General features: G+C 42.2%; 19 protein-coding genes and 2 pseudogenes. 10 read left to right on the top strand and 11 right to left on the bottom strand.

Going from position 1 to position 21,433, the window contains the following annotated elements; translation table 11 throughout:
- Positions 1-51 precede the first annotated feature (51 nt).
- Entirely contained in the window at positions 52-1,344 is a 1,293-nt protein-coding gene (locus MAE_RS08535) for a D-alanyl-D-alanine carboxypeptidase (protein ID WP_012265215.1), read from the bottom strand.
- Between the two features lie 149 nt (positions 1,345-1,493).
- Here MAE_RS08535 and plsX point away from each other — a divergent pair, with 149 nt between their 5' ends.
- From plsX to fabD, 3 genes are all read left to right on the top strand, one after another.
- Complete coding sequence (plsX, locus tag MAE_RS08530) at positions 1,494-2,549, top strand: phosphate acyltransferase PlsX (RefSeq protein ID WP_002798358.1); 1,056 nt, start codon at positions 1,494-1,496, stop codon at positions 2,547-2,549.
- 190 nt (positions 2,550-2,739) lie between these two features.
- The gene (locus MAE_RS08525) at positions 2,740-3,741 is read left to right on the top strand and encodes a beta-ketoacyl-ACP synthase 3 (RefSeq protein ID WP_002798357.1); all 1,002 of its coding nucleotides are present in this window, start codon (positions 2,740-2,742) and stop codon (positions 3,739-3,741) included.
- Positions 3,742-3,900: 159 nt separating this feature from the next.
- The gene (gene fabD, locus MAE_RS08520) at positions 3,901-4,827 is read left to right on the top strand and encodes an ACP S-malonyltransferase (RefSeq protein ID WP_002798356.1); all 927 of its coding nucleotides are present in this window, start codon (positions 3,901-3,903) and stop codon (positions 4,825-4,827) included.
- Positions 4,828-5,359: 532 nt separating this feature from the next.
- On the opposite strand, the pseudogene MAE_RS28940 reads toward fabD, so the two are convergent.
- The 6 genes and pseudogenes from MAE_RS28940 to MAE_RS08490 all read right to left on the bottom strand — a co-directional run.
- Positions 5,360-6,121 (bottom strand): annotated as a pseudogene (locus MAE_RS28940) (transposase family protein); the annotation flags it as partial.
- 144 nt (positions 6,122-6,265) lie between these two features.
- The gene (locus MAE_RS08510; RefSeq protein WP_012265212.1) at positions 6,266-6,916 is read right to left on the bottom strand and encodes a TVP38/TMEM64 family protein; all 651 of its coding nucleotides are present in this window, start codon (positions 6,914-6,916) and stop codon (positions 6,266-6,268) included.
- 172 nt (positions 6,917-7,088) lie between these two features.
- Entirely contained in the window at positions 7,089-9,458 is a 2,370-nt protein-coding gene (locus tag MAE_RS08505; RefSeq protein ID WP_012265211.1) for a glycogen debranching protein, read from the bottom strand.
- A 123-nt stretch (positions 9,459-9,581) separates the two neighbouring features.
- Complete coding sequence (locus MAE_RS08500; protein ID WP_041803957.1) at positions 9,582-9,812, bottom strand: hypothetical protein; 231 nt, start codon at positions 9,810-9,812, stop codon at positions 9,582-9,584.
- Positions 9,813-9,823: 11 nt separating this feature from the next.
- Positions 9,824-12,067, bottom strand: a complete 2,244-nt coding sequence (locus tag MAE_RS08495) for a Piwi domain-containing protein (protein WP_012265209.1) — start codon at positions 12,065-12,067, stop codon at positions 9,824-9,826.
- 3 nt (positions 12,068-12,070) lie between these two features.
- Positions 12,071-12,862, bottom strand: a complete 792-nt coding sequence (locus MAE_RS08490; RefSeq protein ID WP_041804625.1) for a PD-(D/E)XK nuclease family protein — start codon at positions 12,860-12,862, stop codon at positions 12,071-12,073.
- A gap of 196 nt (positions 12,863-13,058) precedes the next feature.
- On the opposite strand from MAE_RS08490, the gene MAE_RS08485 reads away from it, so the two are divergent.
- Together MAE_RS08485 and MAE_RS08480 are read left to right on the top strand one after the other, a co-directional pair.
- Entirely contained in the window at positions 13,059-13,415 is a 357-nt protein-coding gene (locus MAE_RS08485) for a helix-turn-helix domain-containing protein (RefSeq protein ID WP_012265207.1), read from the top strand.
- A 5-nt stretch (positions 13,416-13,420) separates the two neighbouring features.
- On the top strand, positions 13,421-14,086 hold the full coding sequence (locus MAE_RS08480; RefSeq protein WP_041803955.1) for an ImmA/IrrE family metallo-endopeptidase: 666 nt from the start codon (positions 13,421-13,423) through the stop codon (positions 14,084-14,086).
- A gap of 36 nt (positions 14,087-14,122) precedes the next feature.
- Here MAE_RS08480 and MAE_RS08475 read toward each other — a convergent pair whose 3' ends face one another.
- The gene (locus MAE_RS08475) at positions 14,123-15,118 is read right to left on the bottom strand and encodes a LysR family transcriptional regulator (RefSeq protein ID WP_012265205.1); all 996 of its coding nucleotides are present in this window, start codon (positions 15,116-15,118) and stop codon (positions 14,123-14,125) included.
- 521 nt (positions 15,119-15,639) lie between these two features.
- Between MAE_RS08475 and MAE_RS08470 the strand changes: the two genes are divergently transcribed.
- The 4 genes and pseudogenes from MAE_RS08470 to MAE_RS08460 form a co-directional block, all read left to right on the top strand.
- Entirely contained in the window at positions 15,640-15,924 is a 285-nt protein-coding gene (locus MAE_RS08470; RefSeq protein WP_012265204.1) for a hypothetical protein, read from the top strand.
- 63 nt (positions 15,925-15,987) lie between these two features.
- Positions 15,988-16,131, top strand: coding sequence for a hypothetical protein (locus MAE_RS31840; RefSeq protein ID WP_223210688.1), 144 nt, complete (start codon positions 15,988-15,990; stop codon positions 16,129-16,131).
- Positions 16,132-16,266: 135 nt separating this feature from the next.
- Positions 16,267-17,553: an RNA-guided endonuclease InsQ/TnpB family protein gene (locus tag MAE_RS08465; RefSeq protein WP_012265202.1), complete on the top strand. Its 1,287-nt coding sequence runs from the start codon at positions 16,267-16,269 to the stop codon at positions 17,551-17,553.
- Positions 17,554-17,572: 19 nt separating this feature from the next.
- A pseudogene (locus MAE_RS08460) lies at positions 17,573-17,926 on the top strand (M48 family metalloprotease); the annotation flags it as partial.
- Here MAE_RS08460 and MAE_RS08455 read toward each other — a convergent pair.
- Complete coding sequence (locus tag MAE_RS08455; RefSeq protein ID WP_002798344.1) at positions 17,927-18,769, bottom strand: alpha/beta fold hydrolase; 843 nt, start codon at positions 18,767-18,769, stop codon at positions 17,927-17,929. It abuts the pseudogene before it with no gap.
- 58 nt (positions 18,770-18,827) lie between these two features.
- Between MAE_RS08455 and MAE_RS08450 the strand changes: the two genes are divergently transcribed.
- Complete coding sequence (locus tag MAE_RS08450; RefSeq protein WP_012265200.1) at positions 18,828-19,721, top strand: alpha/beta fold hydrolase; 894 nt, start codon at positions 18,828-18,830, stop codon at positions 19,719-19,721.
- 16 nt (positions 19,722-19,737) lie between these two features.
- On the opposite strand, the gene aroH is transcribed toward MAE_RS08450, so the two are convergent.
- Both aroH and sppA read right to left on the bottom strand, forming a co-directional pair.
- Positions 19,738-20,139, bottom strand: coding sequence for a chorismate mutase (aroH, locus tag MAE_RS08445; protein WP_002789533.1), 402 nt, complete (start codon positions 20,137-20,139; stop codon positions 19,738-19,740).
- Between the two features lie 68 nt (positions 20,140-20,207).
- Positions 20,208-21,029, bottom strand: a complete 822-nt coding sequence (gene sppA / locus MAE_RS08440) for a signal peptide peptidase SppA (RefSeq protein WP_002759971.1) — start codon at positions 21,027-21,029, stop codon at positions 20,208-20,210.
- Positions 21,030-21,433 lie beyond the last annotated feature (404 nt).

Raw genomic sequence — 21,433 nt, 5'->3', positions numbered from 1 at the left:
ACTAATTTTACCTTGAGCTATAGCAGACAGTTACATTTTAGCCAATCAATTCTAGAAACCCTGACTGACCCGACTGGGATCACCTAAAAAAGCTCTTTCAGGAATCGATCCTTTAGTAGCTTCCGGGAGAATTTGCCAGTGTTGATCTAAAGCTTGTAAAACTCGATCCTGCTGATTTCTGAATCCCTCGATATTGCTACTACCAGCATTCATAATCACAAACCAAACTTTACCCCTTTCTTGGGTGGGAATTTCTCCGGCTAAGGCGCTAACTTGGGCCAAAGTTCCAGTTTTAATCACCACTCCTTTGGGAATGGCGCGCCACTGCATAGTTCCTTTGGTATCGCGTCCCCCCACCGGAAATAAATCGGCGACTTGTATCGGTTGATTGGCTAACTTGCGATCCAAGGCCTTGAGAATCTCAATAACTGCCCGGGGAGACAAGCGATTTTCTACCCCCAATCCCGAACCATTAATTAATTGAATTTCTTCCGCTCCTACCCCAGTGATTTTAGTATTAATTGCGTCCACTGCCGCGGGGCCACCGAGCAGTTCCGCTAACATTTCTGACATGACGTTGTTACTATAAATATTCATCTGACGCAACAGTTCCGTTAAAGTTAAGGACTGATGACGCAATAATAATCGGGCATTTTCGGGGCGAATTTGACTGGCTCGAACCATGCCCAAAATCTTCACCTGTGGGGCTTGTGTGCCGCTAGGAAGACTCTTAAAAGCTTTTTGGGTTTCTTTTGACCATTTCGATTGATCAAGCCCAATTTTCAGCAATTCTCCCGCTTTGAGGGGATCGGTTTGAAAATTCATGGCGAATTTACCCGTAATGATCAGATCGCCTTTGACCTGACGGATACCTAATTGATCGAGGCCATTGCCCACTGCGATCGCTTCTTCCCAGACAAACAGAGGATCCCCTTGCCCTTCAATAATTAAATCTCCCTCTAACACCCCGTTTTTTACCTCTCCCGTGCTGTAAAAACGAGTAGCAAAACGATGATCGAGAGGCCAGGTTTCCACGGCGGCGAGAGTAGTGGCGATTTTAGTTAAAGAGGCGGCTGAAGCGGGCATATTACCCTGATGATCGGCTAAATCAGCCCATTCCGTCTCAATTAAGACCCGTTGTTGACTAGAGTTTAAACCTTTTTTAGTCAAGTCTTGCAGATAATCGGCCACGATCGCCGCCACCCGGGGATCGGGAGCGGTGGGAAGGTGGAAAATAGGTTGATTTTGCCAAGAAATTAGGGGAATATTGGCGATAGGTTGGGATTGCCCCCCCAACCAACCCAAGAGAAAGCCGAAAACTGCCAAATTAAAAACTGAGAACATCTTTTCCTTAATCGCAATGATGCCTTATTGTATAGAGATGATTGGTAATTTTTAACAATTGCTCGATCAGAAAACACTAATCCTCGATCGGCCAGCTTTTGTCAAGAGCTGCCGCTCAACTTATTAAAGATTTCTATCCCACTGACTCAATGGCAGAAACGGCATTAAATCGGGCAAGAATCGCGGTAGATGCGATGGGAGGTGACCACGCTCCCAACGAGATTATCGCGGGATCGATGCGAGCTTCCGAAGAATTAGATGTAGAAGTATTATTAGTCGGCGATTCTGAACGGATTGAGGCTTATTTCCAGCATCATCCCCGTCCCAAGAATCTCACCATCGTCCACGCAGAGGAAGTGGTGGCCATGGACGAAGAACCGATCACCGCTATCCGTCGCAAACCAGCGGCCTCGATTAATGTGGCCATGGATTTAGTCAAACAAAATCGCGCCGATGCGGTGGTGTCCGCCGGTCACTCCGGGGCAGCCATGGCGGCAGCGTTACTGCGTTTAGGTCGTTTAAAAGGAATCGATCGCCCGGCGATCGGTGCGGTGCTGCCGACGATGTTGGCGGGTAAATCGGTGATTATCCTCGATGTCGGGGCGAATGTGGACTGTAAACCCAAATATTTAGAGCAGTTTGCCCTAATGGGGACAATTTACAGTAAATACGTTATGGGTGTTGAAGAACCGCAAGTTGGTTTACTCAATATTGGCGAAGAAGCCAGCAAAGGTAACGATCTCGCCCTAAAAACCTACGAATTATTAGAAAATAACCAGCAAATTCCCTTTATCGGCAATGCGGAAGGCCGGGATGTGCTATCGGGACAATTTGATGTGATCGTCTGCGATGGTTTTGTCGGTAATGTCCTGTTAAAATTTGCCGAAGCGGTGGGGGGAATTATCCTACAAATTCTCAAAGAGGAATTACCTAAGGGGATACAGGGTAAAGTCGGGACGGCTTTAATTAAACCCAATCTTAAACAGATCAAACAACGCATGGATCATGCGGAACACGGTGGCGCACTGTTATTTGGAGTCGATGGGGTCTGTGTGATCAGTCACGGCAGTTCCCAAGCGCCTTCAATTTTTAACGCTATCCGACAGGCAAAAAATGCCGTTGATAATCGCGTTTCTGAGCGCATTCAAGCCTACAATGACCACCATCATCAATTAAAAAAGTTGTCGGTGAACGTTGAAGATTAAGCTGTCATCCTTTTGCTGTTATCAGTAATCAGTAATCAGTGAAAAGACGGTGGGAAACTGCTATTTAATACTGCTTACCTAATACTCAAATCTGGTCACTGATAACTGACCCACTGATAACTGACCCACTGATAACTGACCCACTGATAACTGATAACTGATAACTGATAACTGAAAAAGGGGGAATATTTTGAACGGATTCGGGGCAGCAGTCGTCATTACCGGTTGTGGATCGGCCACACCAGCGCAATTTCTTAGTAATGAGGAACTCAGCCAAATTGTCGAGACTTCCGATGAGTGGATTAAAAGTCGCACAGGCATCGGTAAACGCCATTTAGCGGATCGATCGGTGTCTTTGAGCCAATTAGCAGCCCAAGCGGCGATTAAGGCTCTGGAAATGGCTCAGGTGTCGCCTAGGGACATCGATCTGATTCTCTTGGCTACTTCTACCCCCGATGATCTGTTCGGTAGTGCCGCCCAAGTTCAAAGTCAGATCGGGGCCAATCGGGCGATCGCTTTTGATCTCACCGCCGCCTGTTCGGGTTTTCTGGTGGGATTAGTCACCGCCACCCAGTTTATCCGTACTGGTACTTACCGCAATGTCTTGGTTATCGGGGCCGATGTTCTCTCCCGTTGGGTGGATTGGAACGATCGCGCTACCTGTGTCCTCTTTGGAGATGGGGCAGGGGCGGTGGTTTGTCAAGCAAATGATACAAAAGATAACATTCTCGGTTTTGAACTCCATAGCGACGGCAGTCAGAATGGTTCTCTCAATCTCGCCTATGAGGGGGAAGAATTGCCCCTTAAGCAGGGGATAAGGGTTCAAAAAGGGACCTATAAGCCCCTAAGGATGAACGGACGGGAAGTCTATCGTTTTGCCGTGGCGAAAGTGCCAGAGGTCATCGAAAAAGCTCTCTATCGGGCTAATTTAACCACCAGTGACATCGATTGGCTAGTTTTGCACCAAGCTAATCAAAGAATTATGGACGCGGTGAGCGAGCGCCTGAAACTGCCTCCGGAAAAAGTGATCAGCAATCTCAGCGAGTATGGCAACACTTCCGCAGCCTCGATTCCTCTAGCCCTCGATGAAGCTGTCAGGAGTGGTAAGGTCAAAAAAGGTGATATTATTGCTTCTTCTGGCTTTGGTGCCGGTTTAACTTGGGGTGGGATTATCTTCCGTTGGGGAGATTAATTCAGTGATCAGTAAACAGTAACCAGTGATCAGTAAACAGTAAACAGTAACCAGTAAACAGTAAACAGTAAACAGTAAACTAAAAACTCACATCTGATAACTGATAACTGATCACTGATCACTGACCCAAACACATCTATCTATCTATTTTAAGAACTTATGAAAACAGCGTGGATATTCCCTGGACAAGGATCGCAAGCGTTAGGAATGATTGGAGATTTAGCGGAAAGTGCGCTTGGCCAAGAGAGATTAGAAATAGCAGAAAGAATCCTCGGGTGGTCGGTCTTGGAAAAATGTCAAGGGGATGAAGAAACCCTATCTCGTACTCTTTATACCCAACCTTGTTTATTTGTGGTGGAGAGTATTTTAGCGGATTTGTTGCAAGAAAAAGGTCATTTTCCCGATCTAGTTGCCGGTCATAGTCTTGGTGAATATTCGGCTTTGTATGCGGCCAGGGTGTTTAATTTTGAAACAGGATTAAATCTAGTTCAAAACCGTTCCCGTTTGATGGATGCGGCCGAAGGTGGTAAAATGGCCGCCTTAATGAAATTCGATCGCACCAGTCTAGAGACAGTGATTAATCAGACGGAAAATGTAGTTATTGCTAATGATAATAGTGCCGAACAAGTGGTGATTTCTGGGACTCCTGCAGCGGTGGATTTGGTATTAGGTCAAGTGAAAGTTAAGCGCGTTATGCCGTTAAAAGTATCCGGTGCTTTTCACTCTCCCTTGATGGAAAATGCTGCTATTCAGTTTCAGCAGATTTTAGAATTAGTTAATTTTCGGTCTGCCAAAGTTCCCGTTATTTCTAATGTTAATCCTAGCCAACCGATCAACGATGCGGAGGAATTAAAAAGTTATCTCATTCAGCAGATGACTAGCTCCGTAAGATGGCGAGAAATTATGTTAAAATTGCTGGATGTGGGTGTGGAAAAAGCGATCGAAGTGGGACCGGGTAAAGTTTTAACTGGTTTAATTAAACGAACTGTTCCTGCAATTGAGTTAGAAAATATCAGTCAATTAGCCGATATATCCAAGGGTAGCGAAGATGTTAAATTGCAGGGTTCATTAATTGGTGTTGGTTAAATTATCTGGCAACATTTTCGACAAAGGAAGTAGATTGATAGATACCTAGCCAAAAATTTGGTTAGGTATTTTTTTAGAAAACTATCATAACTGAACTTCCCCATACATATCTACTAAGCTAAGACGTATTTAAACCGCTTATTCTTAGATTAGCCGAATCTCCCCCACCCTTGCCCCTAGGGCTGTTTCATTCTCCGATCAGGATATCAAAAGTAAAAGCGATCACTGTCAGGTAAAATGAGGAGTGACCGCCAACCTTTAAAATATATGTTGAGCTTAATAGAAAAACTAGAACTCTTGCAAATTAATTATATGTTGTCATGGTGGGTTAACTAATTTTACCCAAAAAATTAGTTAATTAGTACATTTGTTATGAATAAAAACCTGAAGTTTTACTTTTAACTCAAAACTCTTTAGATATGCTTTAATTTGGTTATCAAAACCTCTTTATTTAAGCGGCATAAACTATCTCAATTATAATAAAAATTGAGAATAAATTCTCCTTGACTAGATTAATGTTTGACAACTTTTAAGAAGCAGCTATACCTATCCCTAACTCACAGTTATAAATAGCCGCCAACAAGTTAACTCTTAAACTATATCTTCGACGACGATTCCGATATTTACAGGATAAGATTTTCAAGATTTTGAGTTTCCTACATTATTCAGCAACCCCTATGGTATGCAGCTATTCCCTGATAACCACTGTCTTCTATGCTGGTAGTTAAAGGATGAAAACGAACTCGACTTTTTTTAAATAAACTAAAATCATGGCCGCTGCCTTTCCCACAACAGACACAGATAATTTCCTCGGTATTTTTATCAGCTACTAATTGAGATTTTCAAGTATGATAACCTCTTTTACCCCAAAAAAATCTTTCTGTTTCTTTTGAGGGCGTTCAATGGGAGTTTCCGTTACATCCATTACCGTTACGACCGGTATCTCTGCTTGATTTAGTAGAGCTTTTTTTCCTTTTAAACGGAAGTTTCCCGATTGTCAAAGCATTTTTTCCGTCTTATTTACAATCCGACCTATAGTTGATTCTGATAGTTGACCGCTTGTACCAATGTGAAAATATGTTCTATATTCTCGCCAATATTCTAACGTTACTAAAACTTGTTCTTCTATAGATAGTTTAGGTTTCGGTCGCCTTTTAGATGCTGAATTAGAGTCGGCTTCAACACTTTTTACTGATTCTACCATCTTTCTATAGGTTTGTTTATACACACCGAAACGGCGTTTGAACTGTTCATCTGATAAGTTTTGATAATCCATAATTTTGCTAATAAACATAGCAAAATTATAGATGATTTCCTGACCTAAGATCACATTTTATTCTTTTTTCCACTTCCATCTAAAAATTGAGAAAAAAGCCTAACCTTCCATTATACCATAAAAAAATTATGCAAGAGGTCTAATCTGATAACTGATAACTGATCACTGAAAGGGAAATTGCCGACGACGACGATACCAAGTTCCCACACCTACTAACAGAGCAATGAGGGTAAAAGCCACCATCAGTGGCAATATATCGCCTTTTCCTAAAGATTTTAAACCCGCACCCATCATGACAAAGGGTAAAATTCCGGGGACAGTGCCTAATAAAGTACCGATCAAATAATCGCGAAAACGGATAGAAGTTAATCCCGCAACAAAGTTAACGATACCGTAGGGAATAATCGGTAATAGACGGATAGCAAACATATAAAATAGGCCGCCTTGCTGCATTTCTGCATCGATCGCTTGCCATTTTCCCTGAAATTTTTTGGCGGTATATTCCCGGCCAATAGTACGGGTAAAAGCAAAGGCAACTATAGCGGCCACCAAAGCGGCGATCGTTGTCCAAACTGTTCCCATAACTACCCCAAAGATGGCCCCACCACTGAGGTTTAAGGGGGTAGAAGGCAGGATTAAAATTGTCCCAATCGTATAGAGAATAATATACAAAATGGGGGCCATAATTCCCATTTGTTTTAACCATATCTGTAATTGTTGGGAGTCGATACCATCGATTAGATAAACTCCCATCGCTGTGGCGATAATACAAATTATGGTTAGGATAATAACACTACTTTTAGTTTTAGACATTTAACGGCAATTTTGGGCTAAGTGCGGGTTGCAAAACATAAGATGCAGCTGGGGTGGGTATTTCCCTATTGCCAAAAATATAGCAGAAATCGGCTAAGAATCGATCTCGATCTCAATATTAGTGGGCTGCCCGATCCGTCTCTAAATTACCCTCGATATGGGTTTGGTTAGTTCAGTTAATCTCCTGGCAAACCACGATCGAAAAACCATTGACTTGATAGTTATCGGCAATTACTGTCCCTTGATCCACAGACCAACAATTATAATCGGTTTCTGCCCAAGCGGCCGTGTCAATAATTCTTAGCCAACGATAATTATTGGATGATGAGGGAAGACGAAAATCCACCGGCAGATGATACATATTAATTAACACCAAAAAATCGTGATCGCCGACGGCACTACCATCAATTAAAAACCAAATACAGCGATCATCGGCAGTTAAATCGCTAACCCCATCGGTTTTTTTAAATAAATAGGTGACATCATTACTGGCATCGAGAACCATATCACCGTAGTGGCGCTGTTTGAGGGCTGTATGATTCTGTCTTAAGTGAGCAATATAAGCGGCAAAAATAAATAAAGGATTGCGTTCTTCTTGATTAGTTCCCGTGCCAAAATTATTGTGATAAGCTTCCCGATAACCCGTGGGCAGTAGATGGGGTGAACGGGTGGCAATCATGTCATAATTATTCCAAGTGGCCACACTATCAATATTGTAGGGATTATTATTACCATTTTGGCTGCGGCCAAATTCATCGCCCCAGACAGTCATCGGCACACCGCGAGATAAAAATTGAATCGTCCAAAAGTTGCGTAATCTTTGGCGACGTAAGGCCTGATCACCCCCAGAATCACAAGAATCGTTATTACTATTGCCGCCATCGGAAGGACCAAAGGGCCAGGGAGTGAGGTTATTTTTGCTGTTATAACTGACCAAATCCATCAGGGTAAAACCATCGTGGGCAACAATAAAATCGATCGATTTTTCTGGTCCGCCTTGGTCGTTAAAATTGTGATAATCTCCGTTCACCTGTTCGATGAATTTAAAAGTATTACCATCTCCCTTTAAAAAACGCCGAATTGCATCGCGATAACGGCCATTCCACTCGCCCCAACCCGTCGGGAAATTCCCCACTTCGTAACCCCAGCTATCCCAAGCTTCGGCGATCATTTCCGCATCGTATTTCTTGCCTAATTTCTCGATCTTTTCTAACAAAGTATGTTTAGGGAAGAATTGTTTTTGTTTGCCCCGATCTTCTCGTTGATGACTAGAAGGAGTTCGGCCGAGGACGGGGGCCAGATCAAAACGAAAACCATCAACTCCCATGGTTTCTAACCAATAGGTGAGGGAATCAAGAACCAGATTACAGGTGACAATATGGGAAAAGTTTAATTGATTTCCGCAGCCGGTGGCCCCATCGACTAGATAATGTTCATCGGTGAGTTGATAGTATTCCACCACATCAAAACCACCAAAACTAACAAATCCGGTGACATCGTTGCTGCCCCAATTGCCCCCTTCTCCGGTGTGGTTATAGACCACATCGAGATAAACTTCCATGCCTTGGTCGTGGAAAGCTTTGACCATGGCCTTAAATTCTCTGGTGGGTCCCCCGGGGGAGCGATCATAAGCATAACGGCGATCGGGGGCGAAATAACCAAAGGTCATGTAACCCCAATAGTTACCGCTGGGGCGATCGTCAGGGTTATTATCGTTAGCGGTTTCTTGGACTGGTAAGAGTTCGATCGTGGTAAATCCTAGCGCTTTTAGGTATTTGGCCATATAGCCGGCTCCCGCATAAGTTCCCCTGTACCGGTCGGGAACGTTGGCCACTTCCTCAAAACCCCTAATTCCCTTGAGAATATCTTCTAAACGACTAGCGGAGGGGTGATTGCTTAAACCGCGTACATGGGCCTCATAAATGATCGCTTTTTCGGCACCCAGACGGGGACGAATCCCGGTAGAAGTCCCATCCGGAGCGATCACAATGCCTTTGGGCGACCATTTGCCCGTATCGTATTGCCGCTGGATCACTCCTTTGTAGTCCCCCCCTCCTGTGGCATAGATTCCAACATTTTCTCCCGCCGCGACCATGGCCGGGGTTTCAATGTCCTGGGAAAGTTCTCGCGCGTAGGGATCGAAGAGGACTTTATTGGGGTTAAAACGATGGCCGAAATCGTCCACATCTGCCCGAAAACCGGCGTTACTGTGGCCTCTTTGCCATTTTTGATCAAATTGCCAATTGGGACCCCAACAGCGAAAAGCGTAGTAGCTGCCGTGGGCAATACCAGCGATTTTTGCCCGCCATATATCATCATTTGGGTTTTTTGTCAACCAGTAATCATACTTAGCGTTTTCTCCCGTCGGGCGATCGTAGATTTCCAGAAGAATCTGACTGGCATTTCTAGAATAGACGGCAAAGGTGACACTATCGCCCCGATAATGCGCCCCGAGGGGATAGGTGGCATCGGCCCAGAGATGGCTATCTAGGGGGGCATAATTACCAGATTGGGGATGATTTTGACCGATCGCTGGTAACATAAATTGGCGGGATAATATCGCCTTTGATGATAGACATTTTTCGCTCAAAGAAATAAGAAAAAAATCTAAAGCTTGCTCCCCAAAAAAAACCAGCTATGCAATTCCTAGTAACTGCTATAGTAATTATCTTAGAGAATCCTCAAGAGAATTATATTCTTCGGAGCAGTAGTCAACCATTTGACGTAGAGATAAATTTTCGGCTTGTAAACAACCATTTTCTCGGTGCAAGTCCCATTCAAGATAAGCTAATCTTTCTTTAATGGCTCGATTTTCTGCCGTCAGTAAACTAATTTGGGTAACTAAATCACTGACTAATTTTTCTAGATGGTGTAGATTGCTAGGGGAATTATACATAATTTTTCTCTCTAAAGCCAGAATTGACAATCATCTTCTAATAAACTAGGATAAATTCCTTGTAAGCGTCGATAAGCAATAATGTCCGCTCCATACAAAGGGATAGGTAAACGGGGGTCTTTGAGAGAACCATAGTGAAGTAAAGTTAATTTTAACGTAGTGTCAACTAACTGTTTTAAGTTTCTTTGTTCTCCTAATTCATGAACTTTTAAGCGCAAGGGACGAGGAACACCAATTTGTTCAGAAACTTGGGACGTTATCAGGATAACTTCCCGATTTGATAAAGCTAAAGCTAATCCTTTGGAGGGAGCATTTATCTGTTTTTGCTGAAGATTATAAAGTCTAGGAATGCCAGTCTTATAACATTCTACGAGAATAAATTTAGCATTAATTGCTCTAGCTCTTGCCAGTAAATTTTCAACCTCCTTTCCTTGAAATTTACCATCTCTGTAAATGAGAACTGTCTGATTTTTTAGTTCAGCTTGCGGTAAACAATTTTCCAGAATCCGTTGAGGAATTTCTTCTCCCTCGGTTAAACTATCTTCTACCCGACAGCGAACAAATTCTCCCTGTTTTCCATATAGTCGCACACTTGCACAAACATTGAGACTCCCCGGAAGATTTTTTTTAGGCATCCTTCCCACATCTAAACCAATAAAATAATCGGCAATTTCTAGAGGTTCAGCAAGGACATAGGGTAAATTTCCTAATTTGGCCAGGATCCCTGGGACAACTTGATTGAGAATATTCTTATAGTTGCTCTTATCATTTAAAGTCTTCTCATAAATCATTTGAGTTATAACTCCACGACCCAGAAACTTTCTTTTAATCCACGAATATAAACTCCCTTCTTCAGTATTATCAGCATTGCGATCCTCTTGAGGAAGAAAGACTAAAGCAATATCTACAGGAATTTCTACTCCAATTAATCGATCAACTGCTTCTTCCAGTCTAGCTCTTTTTTCAAATCCTAAACCTTCAACAGAGAAATTTATTTGATTCTCTGGTGGCAAAATAGTCTCAAATTTATAAAGTTTTAATCGCTTTTCTAATTGTTCTCTAAAATCTCCCACTTTCAAATTAGCTGGTTTCAGAATAGCTAAACGAATCTTACGAGCAGGATCGACATATTCTCGATGACGTTTATATACACCCCCCTTCGATAATCCTTTGATAATTTCTCTTTTTTCTCCCCTTTCTCCTTGACCAAATAAGATAGGAGTTTGCTCAATAGAAATAGAAGGAGTCCAAAATAATTCGGGGTATTCTTGGCTGTTAATACTTTTTTCTCTTAACTGAAACCCAAAGTTATTTAAAGCCTTTTGTGCCTCCTGTTTATATAACTTTAATAGTTCTTGTCGTTCAGCATAAAAGATTTTTGTTGCTTTTAATAAGTTTCCGTAATTGACTTGAAATAAACTCTCATCCTCATCTGTCACCCAGGGTTTTAAAGCTGCTAATGGATAAATATACTCCTGAGGATTTTTGCCAAATTGTACCGCTACCACTGGTTGCCCCAGATGAGCTTCTTCTAATTTTCTTCGACTAATTGAACCTGTGGCTTTTGTTAATAAATCCTCTCTTCTTTCCCCAATTCTACCCGCTATTCTAATAATTTTAGCTGTCCCATTGGTTTCTCTATCTTTAACCTTTAAACCTACTAATAATTTAACAGCATCTTGTCTATAGGGGTGATTTTCATAAAATTGTTCTAAATCTCCACTATAGACAATACTACTGTCAACAGTTAAACAAATAGCCGGATCGGTGTCATTGATGATTTCTGCCCAAAAGTTAACTTCTCTCCTTACCTGTACTTGGTTTTCACTTATCTGACTATCTTTGGGAAAAACTATTGGATCGGAAAATTTACCAAATATTTTTAGAATTCTAACTGCTAATTGTGCTGTAACTAAAGCTGTTATCTGAAAGTCTTTTAGCCAATGAATAGAATAATAGTGATCGCCAATATCTTCTCGTAAAACCTCTTGAATATCTGATAAAGCTTCTTTCCACTGTTGTAGAGAAGGAATAGATTTTTCATCTTTAGCTAATACCCAAAAACAATTATCTTCAAAAATAACCACCACATCGGGAAACTTCCGACTGAATTGCCAACTAAAACGATTACCTATTTTCCTAGTAACTTGATGATTAAGCTGAAAACAATTTAAACAACTATTCTTGAGAGTTAAGGAACTAATTTCACTCAAAAATATTGGAGAGTTGGCTGTGTTAGCTGCTGTGTAATTCATGATCTAAACTTCCTTATTTGCAGAATCACAAATCGATGTAAAAGGACAATAACGACAGGCATAGCCACTTTGGGGCGGGAAAATATGATAAAAATCTTCGGGGTGATTTTTATATTTTTTTAGTTGTTGTTGATGTTTTTTGGACAGGAAAGCTAGTTCGATTTTAACTGCTTCTATTGCCTCGGAAGACAGGGAGATATTTTCTGAGCTTGTTTGGGTTTCTAAATTGTAAAAAGAAGCGACAATTTTTTCCTGAGGATAACGGTAACTAGCCGCCAGTAAATAAACATGAGCCTGACGACGATCAAAATTAGATTGACCAGTTTTCAAATCTAAAATATGTATAGTGTCATCAGCTTCTCTAAAAATACAATCAAAGGCAGCGGACAAATTAAACCGATAGTTACCTTGCTCGATAACAATAGGTTCTGGATAACCTTCATCACCTCTAGGTAAATCAATAATCTGTTTATTCAATAAAATTGGTTGTTGATAGTAATTGTTTAAAATTACTAAAACCCTGGCTTGAATTTCTGGCGATTCTTGATTTAATTGCAGGATTTCTGCGACTTGTTCCACCCCATCAGGACTCGATAATCTCCCTGGCTCTTGATGAAACTCAAAAACTCCTCGTTGTGCCAACTTACCAATTTTTTGCGGTTGATTATCTTGCGATAGTAATCTTTGAACTTCTGGTTCTTTGTTTCGCGCTTTTTCAAACCCCCGTTTTGTCTGACAATGCCAATTCTCATAGCCAATCGCTGGTTTAAGCGATCGCCAAAGACTATAGCTCATCGGAGGATACCAAGGCTTTTTGGGAAACTGGCAGGACACGATTTTTCCCCTCAGTCAGGAAAATGCTAGGATGATACGGCAGTGTTTGCTATTGTGTTGACTAAAATAATCAACGCCAATGAACTAACTCTAGCGTATGTTGACTGAAATAGTCAACCCTTGATATAATTTTTTTTGAGCGATTGAGAGAAAAGCAGTGTCAGAAACATTTGGACAGGTTATCCGCAAAGCTCGTCGAGAGGAAGAATATAGTCAGAGAGAACTAGCTAAGTTGATTGGGGTGGACTATACCTATCTATCGAAGCTAGAAAATGATCATGCGGGTTATCCTCCTAGTCAGCAAGTTATTGAGTCCTTAGCGACTCATTTAAAATTAAATGCTCAAACCTTAGGGGAATTGGCGGGACGACTGAGTTCAGATGATCAAAAAGTCTTCAAAGAATTAGTTCAAAAATACCAACAAATGCCGATTTTATTGCGTCGCATGAAAGACAATCCCAATTTTGCCAAAAAAATTATTTCTGAGGCGACAAAATTAGATGAGCAGGAGTAAATATCTTGGATATTATTAAACCCTATAGTTTTATTCCCAAAACAGTGATTGAAGCTCAGGCAGACAATATTCTTAAGAAAGTAAAAGCTCATCGTCGTCGTCCCTTAAAAAATTGCGATATTGCGGAAGCAGCGGCCGATTATTTTGATTTGGCTATTGAATGGACGGATATAAAGCCAGATAAAGAGGGAGAAATCGCCGCAATGATTATTCCCACAGAAAAGAAAATTATTCTTAATGAAGATGTAAAATTCTTAAAAGATTCCCAAAATTCATCCCTAGCAAAAGAAGGTTTTAAAAATTCGAGTTTAGCCCATGAAATTGGTCATTTTGTACTCCATATTAATCAAACAGCTGTCTCTAACTTTTTGGATCGAATCAATCAGGGAGATTCCCTAGAGACAATTCAACCTTTTCTGTGTCGGACAGTTGATTCTAGCCAAAGAATTGAATGGCAAGCCCAATATTTTGCCAGTTGTTTACTAATGCCGATGAGTGAGTTAGAGAAAGCCATCAAGGGACGTGACTTGACGAAATGGGGACCTCTGTATGCGATCGCCGACGAGTTGGGAGTAACTATTACTAATCTTAGAAGTCGTTTAGAGAGTCTCCATTGGATTAAAGTCGATAAAAAAGTAATTTATCCCGGCAGTAATTTTCCCAAGAGATAGCTTAAATGTAGGGAGATTTTGCCCATCTCGAGCGACTTATTTACTAATAATTTCGGCGGGTTGCGAGTTAGGAATCGGTTCAAAGTTGTGGTCGTCAGCCAGATATTCGGGATAGGTGGAGAATTGGGGGAGTATTTCTAGGGTAAAAGCTTCGGCGGCTTTTGATCGATAGCGATTCGGGTTAATAATTACCGACAAAGTGCGTCGTATTTCCACGTCTTTAATTCTGGTAGCGTGGATAACTCCCATTTGTAGTTCTTTTTCGATCGCTGTCACCGAGACAAAAGCCGCCCCTAACCCAGATTGTACGGCATTTTTAATCGCCTCGATCGAGTTAAGTTCCATCTCCACTTTTAAGCGTTTGGTATCGATCTCGCAACGAGTTAAAACCTTGTCGATGACTTTGCGAATCGTCGATTGGGAATCGAGGGTGATAAATTTTAGTCGATATAAATCCTCTTTTTGAATCATTTCTACCTTAGACAGAGGATGAAAAATCGGCAGGACTAAAGCCAGTTCATCTTCTGCGTAGGGGATAATCCGCAGGGTTTCTTGTAATTCGGCGGGAACTTCCCCCCCGATAATGGCTAAATCCACTTGACCGTTAGCAACGCTCCAAGAGGTGCGACGGGTGGAATGAACTTGTAGCTGTACGGATACTTCTGGGTATTTTTGCCGAAAAAGCCCGATCATGCGGGGAAGAAGATAGGTTCCCGTGGTTTGGGAAGCGCCGACGATCAGGGTTCCCCCTTGCAGATTTTGTAGATCTTCGATCGCCCGACAGGTTTCTTGACAGAGAGTGATAATTTTTTCGCCGTAGCTTAAGAGTAGGTATCCCGCTTCCGTTAATTGGGCTTTCCGACCGCCCCGGTCAAATAACGGCACATTTAGCTGTTTTTCGAGGTTTTGTACCTGAAGACTGACCGCCGGTTGAGATACATACAGGGTATCTGCCGCCCGTTTAAAGCTTCCTTCGGCAGCGATCGCTTTGAGAATTCTCAGTTGGTCTAGGGTGAAAGGAATGTCGGTCATAGAAAGCCTCAAAAACAGCGACGAGAGAAGGGGAGGACAATAGCGACAAATCTTAAGCCAGTGCCGATAAATACACTGAATTGACAGTACCACACCACGGGGATCAATGCTTCAGGTAGTTCCAGTTATCAGTGATCAGTTACCGGTTATCAGTTATCAGTTATCAGGAGATAGGAGACTCCGAGTCAGGAGATAGGAGACTCCGAGTCAGGAGATAGGAGACTCCGAGTCAGGAGATTATTTCTATTTATTCTCCCTACACCCTACACCCTACACCCTACACCCGACACCCTACGCCCTACACCCCACACCCCACACCCCACACTGAAAAAGGCTGCCCCAGCAATTATCGGGTTGACTTTTGTTTACCACTTAATCGTTCTTAACCAAGAATCTTAATGATATTTTAAGATTTTTTAAAAAACCGCCCCTAGCCGAGATGAACGTATATCCTAGAGGGGAGCGAGTATAGATTCCTATTCCCGTTCGATCGCCCCCTAATTCTCTGGAGATCAGCACCCATGCTTACTTTGCTCCGTTCCCTGCTATTTTCCACCCTATTAAGTTTTGTTGCCCCCGTCCTCTTGGTCGGTTCTATTTTAACGGCTTTATTGGCCACCAGTCACGTCCCCGGCTTTACTTGGGTTTGTCAGACCGGTTTTAGCCAAATCCTGCAATTTTTAACCATTTTCGGCGGCGGTTATCCCCTACAAGGCCTGTTAACCATCGCTGTCACCTTTGCTTTTGTTGGCAGTTTATTCGATTTATTTAACTTTTACGTCTATCAAACCAATCGCGGACAGTAACAGGTAAAGGGTGATAGGGACTGTCTAGAATGGGAATGAGGTTTTTATGGGATCGAATCGTCTATGCGCCCTATTTTCTGCCGTTTTTGGCTATTAACAATAATTTCTCTGCTGCTCACCCTGAGTATCGGGATTGTCAATCCCCAACCCAGTTTCGGGCGCTCGTGGATGGATTTACCTAAAATGTCGGATGAATGCCCCCGCTAAATTTTTCGACAAGACATCAACCTTTGCGGGGGATGAAATCCGACCAAGATATTAACTGAGAAGCCCGATTTTAATTCTACCATTTGTAGGTAAACTGTGTTATAATTAACTTAGCCAAAGGTCAAGGATTGTTAGATGCTAGTCGTAGAAGCGAAGCTAAAAAACGGAACCCCAGAGCAATATCACCAGCTTGATGAAGCTATCAAAACTTCTCAGTTTGTGCGTAACTCTTGTGTTCGTTATTGGATGGACAATCAAGGGACAACCCGCAATGATCTCCAAAAACTTTGTGCGGTACTAGCTAACAATAAAGAGACACCTTATGTTAATAAATTAAACTCTCAAGCTCGTCAATCGGCTGCTGATAGAGCCTGGCAATCAATTAATCGGTTTTACCAGAATTGTCATGCTAAGATACTTGGGAAAAAGGGTTTTCCTCGTTTCAAAAAGCATAGCCGTTCGGTTGAGTATAAACTAACGGGCTACCAACTATCTGATAATCGACGTAAAATCAAGTTTACCGATGGTTTTAAAGCAGGAGAATTTGATTTATGGTGTAGTCAAAAAACCTTAGTTTATTATTCAGAACAACAGATTAAACGGGTAAGAGTTGTTAGACGTGCTGACGGTTATTATTGTCAGTTTTTGATTGACGTAGAACGGCAAGAATACCATAAACCAACGGGACAAATAACAGGAATTGACTTAGGTTTAAAAGAGTTTTATACTGACGCTCAAGGCAATACTGTAGAGAATCCACGTTATTTAAGCAAGTCAGAAAAACGATTTCAAAAAGCACAAAGGAGATTATCAAAACAATTTCGCAAAGGAAAGAAACAGTCTAACAACTATCACAAGCAACGGATAAAAGTAGCTAGGCTTCATCTTAAAGTATCAAGACAACGTAAAGACAAAGCAATTAAAGACGCTTTGGCGTTAGTCCAGTCTAATGATCTGGTAGTTTATGAAGCTTTAAAGGTAAGAAACTTAGTCAAAAACCGTAAACTTGCCAAGTCGATTAGTGATGCTTCTTGGTATCAATTCACTGAATGGTTGAATTATTTTGCCAAGATTTATCGGATTGTTTGTGTTGCTGTTCCTCCCCATTTCACTTCTCAAGATTGTTCAGTTTGTGGGACGAGAGTTCAAAAAACATTAAGTACTAGAACTCATCAATGCCCCAATTGTCAAACAGTCTTAGATAGGGATCATAATGCAGCAATAAATATTCTTAAAAAAGGGTTACAATATTTGGGAAATCATCTCAACGGTACTGTTGGGCAAACAGAAACCGACCCAAACGCCTTGGGAGAGTCCGGCCTCTGGATTTTCAGTGGAGACATTGAGAATCTAAGTTGTCTCGTTGAACAAGGAATTTCTAACAGCGATGTGGAAAGAATCCCCCGTCACAGCGTAGCTTGACGGTGGGAGTATGTCAAGCAATACTGCCCTCGCCCAAGGACTTCTCAGCGCGGCGGGATTAGACACAAAAACTTGGGTACAATTGGCAGTCAATCTCGCCTATAATCTGCCCAATAGTCGCAAGGATGAATTAGAAGCGGACCGACTGGGTTTAAACAATCTAGCTGAGGCTGGTTATGCAGCCAAGGCGATGATCTCCTTGATGGGAAAATTACCACAACAGGGGGGTTCTACCCCGACAATTCTCAGCACCCATCCGGCTACAAGTGATCGCATTTTGGCACTACAAAAACAGCTTAATTCGGTTAATAACAAGCAGAATCAAGGTTTAGACGAGGATTATTACCAATTGCAGATTCGTTCTCTCCGCTAATCAGACAATTTCCTGAACAGATAAAAACTCGGCCACCGCTTGATTAAAACTTTCAGGTTCCCCTAAAAATGCCCAATGATTACCCGGTATCTTTTTAATCTCTAGAGAAGTTAAATACTTTTTATAAGATTGAATTTGCCAAGCAGTGCGATTTAATCCCTGTTGGGGAAGGATTAATAAACTGGGAATATCTAAAGTTTTAGTTAATCCGGCAAACCCCATGACATCCTCAAAAATTTCCCCGCGTGCCGATAAAGTGAATTTACCGCTCCAACTGCCATCAGCTTTTTGTTCGATGGCATTTTTAAACACCTCTTGCTGTAGATTTGACCAACCTTTATATTGTTTTAATTGACGAGCGATCGCTTCTATGCTCTGATAACTATCAAAGGAGCGAGTAATCTTTAAAAAGGGCAAAACTTGATAGAGAATTGGAAAAGTTATCCTAATCCAACTAGGCATTTTATCGATAAAAAAGGGATCGACTAAAATTAAACTCTTAAATACTTCCGGCTGTTGAGTTGCCCAAATTGCCGCTATTTTAGCACTCCAAGAATGACCTAAAATATGTGCTTGCGTCCAACCTAAATGATTAATTAAAGCCCTTAAATCGCCGATATAATCCTGAAAGTGATAACCGGTTGCCGGTTTACCGCTTTCCCCATGTCCCCGCAAATCTGGGGCAATAACTTGATAATTTGAGCTTAAATAATCGCCCAAACTTGACCAAACCAAAGCATGATCCGCCATGCCGTGCAATAATAATAGAGGCATACCTCGATCGCTCCATTGTAAATAGGAAATTTCCATCGAGTTATTGGTAAAAGTCTGGCGTTGTGGCATAAATTCTCGACTGATTTTTACTCTATAATTTACCTATCACTTAATAAAACTTCATACAATGGCACTACAATCTCCGATCACTGGGACTAGCTTAGAGCAATTGTCTTGGACATGGCAAGGTCACACCATCCCCTACACTGTGCGGGGAGAAGGACAACCCCTAGTATTAATTCACGGTTTTGGGGCATCTATCGGTCATTGGCGCAAAAATATCCCCGTTTTAGCGGAAAATGGCTATCAAGTCTATGCCCTAGATCTTTTGGGATTTGGGGGTACAGATAAGCCCGCTTTAGATTATAGTCTCAACCTTTGGCAGCGGCAAATACAGGACTTTTGGCGAGAAAAAATGGCAAGACCGGCGGTATTTGTCGGTAATTCCATCGGGGGACTGATTACCTTAATGCTGATGGCAGAATCTCCCGAAATCACTGCCGGAGGAGTAATTATTAACTGTGCCGGAGGATTAAACCATCGTCCCGAAGAATTAAATTTGCCGCTGCGTTTAATCATGGCTGCCTTTACCGGTTTAGTTAGTTCTCCCGTGACAGGAAAGTTTATTTTTGAACAGGTAAGGCAGAAAAATCGCATCCGGAAGACCTTAAAACAGGTTTATCGGGATCATACCGCGATTACCGAGGAATTAGTCGAAATTCTCTATCAACCCTCCTGTGATGCGGGTGCGTGGGGAGTGTTTGCATCGGTGTTGACAGCACCCCCCGGACCATCGACCCAGGAATTATTACCGCAAATCGATCGCCCTTTATTGGTACTCTGGGGAGAGGATGACCCTTGGACACCGATCGCCGGTTCGGTAATTTACCAAGAAAGAGCTAAAATGGGAAATAATACCCAATTTTATCCGATTGCCAAAGCCGGTCACTGTCCCCACGATGAACATCCCGAAAAAGTTAATCAATTAATTTTGAGTTGGCTGTCGGAAATGGGGATTTAGTCAGTTATCGAAGATTTTAGCGATTAATAGTTACTGGAGAAATCTGCCAATCGGGGCGAAGATTTTTCGCCCCTTGCAGATAGACGTGCTGCATTTCCCCTTGTAGTTTGGGAGTATTAACGTGGAGAATTACGCGAATACACTTGTCCAGACTACCAACGACGTGCATCTGTTGCACATCGAGGAGGGGGACATTTTGCCAATGGGGACGTTCGCGAGCGATAGCGGCGGGGAAAATCGCGTCTAAATCCTGAGTTGCCGTAAAGATAATACTAACAATATCATCGGGATCGAGACTATTGTGGATTTCGATCGCTTCGAGGAGTTCTGTTACTGCTTCTCGTATAGCTTCAATAGTATTAGCCGTTACTGTCGTTGCTCCCCGAATGGCTCGAACCTTCCACTGCACGATTGTCATCCTCCGCTAATCCTGATGAGTCAATTTTAGGGGTTAACGCGCCCTTTTTCTCGACTTTAATCTGGCCATCAGGGTCGGTATAACCACAATAGTTGTCCGTTAACTTCCAATTCAAATTCTAGGCGCTGTAGGGTTTTTTGTAATCCTGGGGGTATTGGGGAACGATTGCCCGTCAGACGACTGAGGAGGGGTTTCGGTTCTTCGATAGTCTGACATTTAGTTTTATCTGGGGGTAATCCTGCCAATTCTAGCGCCCAAAGTCGGGCATCTTCCTCGGTTCCCAAGCGATCAACCACTCCTAATTCTAACGCCTGTTGGCCGGTAAAAATGCGCCCATCGGCAAAACTTTTCACCTGATTGACATCTAAATTTCTCGCTCCGGCGACGGTTTGCAGAAATTGCTGATAACTGGTATCGATCATATCCTGGAGAATTCTTTCTTCTTCATCAGTTAATTCTCGATCGAAGGAGAGAATATCTTTATAGGGGCCAGATTTAATCACTTTAAACGAAACTCCCACCTTATCCAACAATCTTTCCAGATTGTTCCCTCTGAGGATAACACCGATCGAGCCAGTAATCGTGCCGGGGTTAGCCATAATATAATTAGCTCCCATACCGATATAAACGCCGCCAGAGGCGGAAATATTGCCAAAACTAGCGATTATTTTCGTGTTTTTTTGTAACCGCTTCAATGCTTCATAAATTTCTTGGGAATCCCCCACGGTTCCCCCGGGGGAGTCAATGCGGAGAAGTAGGGCGGGATATTGCCTTTCTTTGACGATTTCTAGGGCTTTTAAGACTCTTTTGCGGGTATCGGAGGCAATTGCACCTGTAATTTCTATTCGAGCGATTTGTTTGTGGGTTTTCGGTTTAAAAGGCCAGACCATCAGGTTTAAATATCTCTCAAAAAAGGACTCTTTCTAATCTAACGCTTTGATCGTTCCGGGTTAAGCAGACGTTATATTTCAGAATTTAAGGACAAAATGTCTGGTTAAGTGTTTGACATCCTCACGGCCAGGGCCGGACGGTGATGACCGGGCAGCTCGAACAAGATTTATTCAGCAAACCCTAATTAGGGCTGGCTGAATAATGGTAAAACCCTTTTAAAATAAGGCTTTTGACCTGTTAAAATCCGATGTTAGTGCCAGAATATAGGATTAGGACATTCAAAAAACTTGCATTATCCTTCTCTTAGTAGATAAACTGGTACAAAAAAGAAGGGCAACAAAGCCTGAAACGACCGGCTACTGACGACCGGCTACTGACTCCTAACCCCACCAACAAACTTTTT

It is taken from the genome of Microcystis aeruginosa NIES-843 (assembly GCF_000010625.1).
GTDB lineage: Bacteria > Cyanobacteriota > Cyanobacteriia > Cyanobacteriales > Microcystaceae > Microcystis > Microcystis aeruginosa.
Note: the sequence above shows the minus strand (reverse complement) of the source record. Positions and strands in the feature narration are given on the sequence as shown.

Bases quoted from the DNA above. Each gene is read 5' to 3' on its own strand.
- MAE_RS08500 (WP_041803957.1), bottom strand. From the start codon at position 9,812: ATGTATAATTCCCCTAGCAATCTACACCATCTAGAAAAATTAGTCAGT.
- MAE_RS08510 (WP_012265212.1), bottom strand. From the start codon at position 6,916: ATGTCTAAAACTAAAAGTAGTGTTATTATCCTAACCATAATTTGTATT.
- MAE_RS08495 (WP_012265209.1), bottom strand. From the start codon at position 12,067: ATGAATTACACAGCAGCTAACACAGCCAACTCTCCAATATTTTTGAGT.
- MAE_RS08450 (WP_012265200.1), top strand. From the start codon at position 18,828: ATGGCACTACAATCTCCGATCACTGGGACTAGCTTAGAGCAATTGTCT.
- MAE_RS08470 (WP_012265204.1), top strand. From the start codon at position 15,640: ATGCTTACTTTGCTCCGTTCCCTGCTATTTTCCACCCTATTAAGTTTT.
- aroH (WP_002789533.1), bottom strand. From the start codon at position 20,139: ATGACAATCGTGCAGTGGAAGGTTCGAGCCATTCGGGGAGCAACGACA.
- MAE_RS31840 (WP_223210688.1), top strand. From the start codon at position 15,988: ATGCGCCCTATTTTCTGCCGTTTTTGGCTATTAACAATAATTTCTCTG.
- plsX (WP_002798358.1), top strand. From the start codon at position 1,494: ATGGCAGAAACGGCATTAAATCGGGCAAGAATCGCGGTAGATGCGATG.
- MAE_RS08465 (WP_012265202.1), top strand. From the start codon at position 16,267: ATGCTAGTCGTAGAAGCGAAGCTAAAAAACGGAACCCCAGAGCAATAT.
- fabD (WP_002798356.1), top strand. From the start codon at position 3,901: ATGAAAACAGCGTGGATATTCCCTGGACAAGGATCGCAAGCGTTAGGA.
- MAE_RS08535 (WP_012265215.1), bottom strand. From the start codon at position 1,344: ATGTTCTCAGTTTTTAATTTGGCAGTTTTCGGCTTTCTCTTGGGTTGG.
- MAE_RS08455 (WP_002798344.1), bottom strand. From the start codon at position 18,769: ATGCCACAACGCCAGACTTTTACCAATAACTCGATGGAAATTTCCTAT.
- MAE_RS08505 (WP_012265211.1), bottom strand. From the start codon at position 9,458: ATGTTACCAGCGATCGGTCAAAATCATCCCCAATCTGGTAATTATGCC.
- MAE_RS08490 (WP_041804625.1), bottom strand. From the start codon at position 12,862: ATGAGCTATAGTCTTTGGCGATCGCTTAAACCAGCGATTGGCTATGAG.
- MAE_RS08475 (WP_012265205.1), bottom strand. From the start codon at position 15,118: ATGACCGACATTCCTTTCACCCTAGACCAACTGAGAATTCTCAAAGCG.
- sppA (WP_002759971.1), bottom strand. From the start codon at position 21,029: ATGGTCTGGCCTTTTAAACCGAAAACCCACAAACAAATCGCTCGAATA.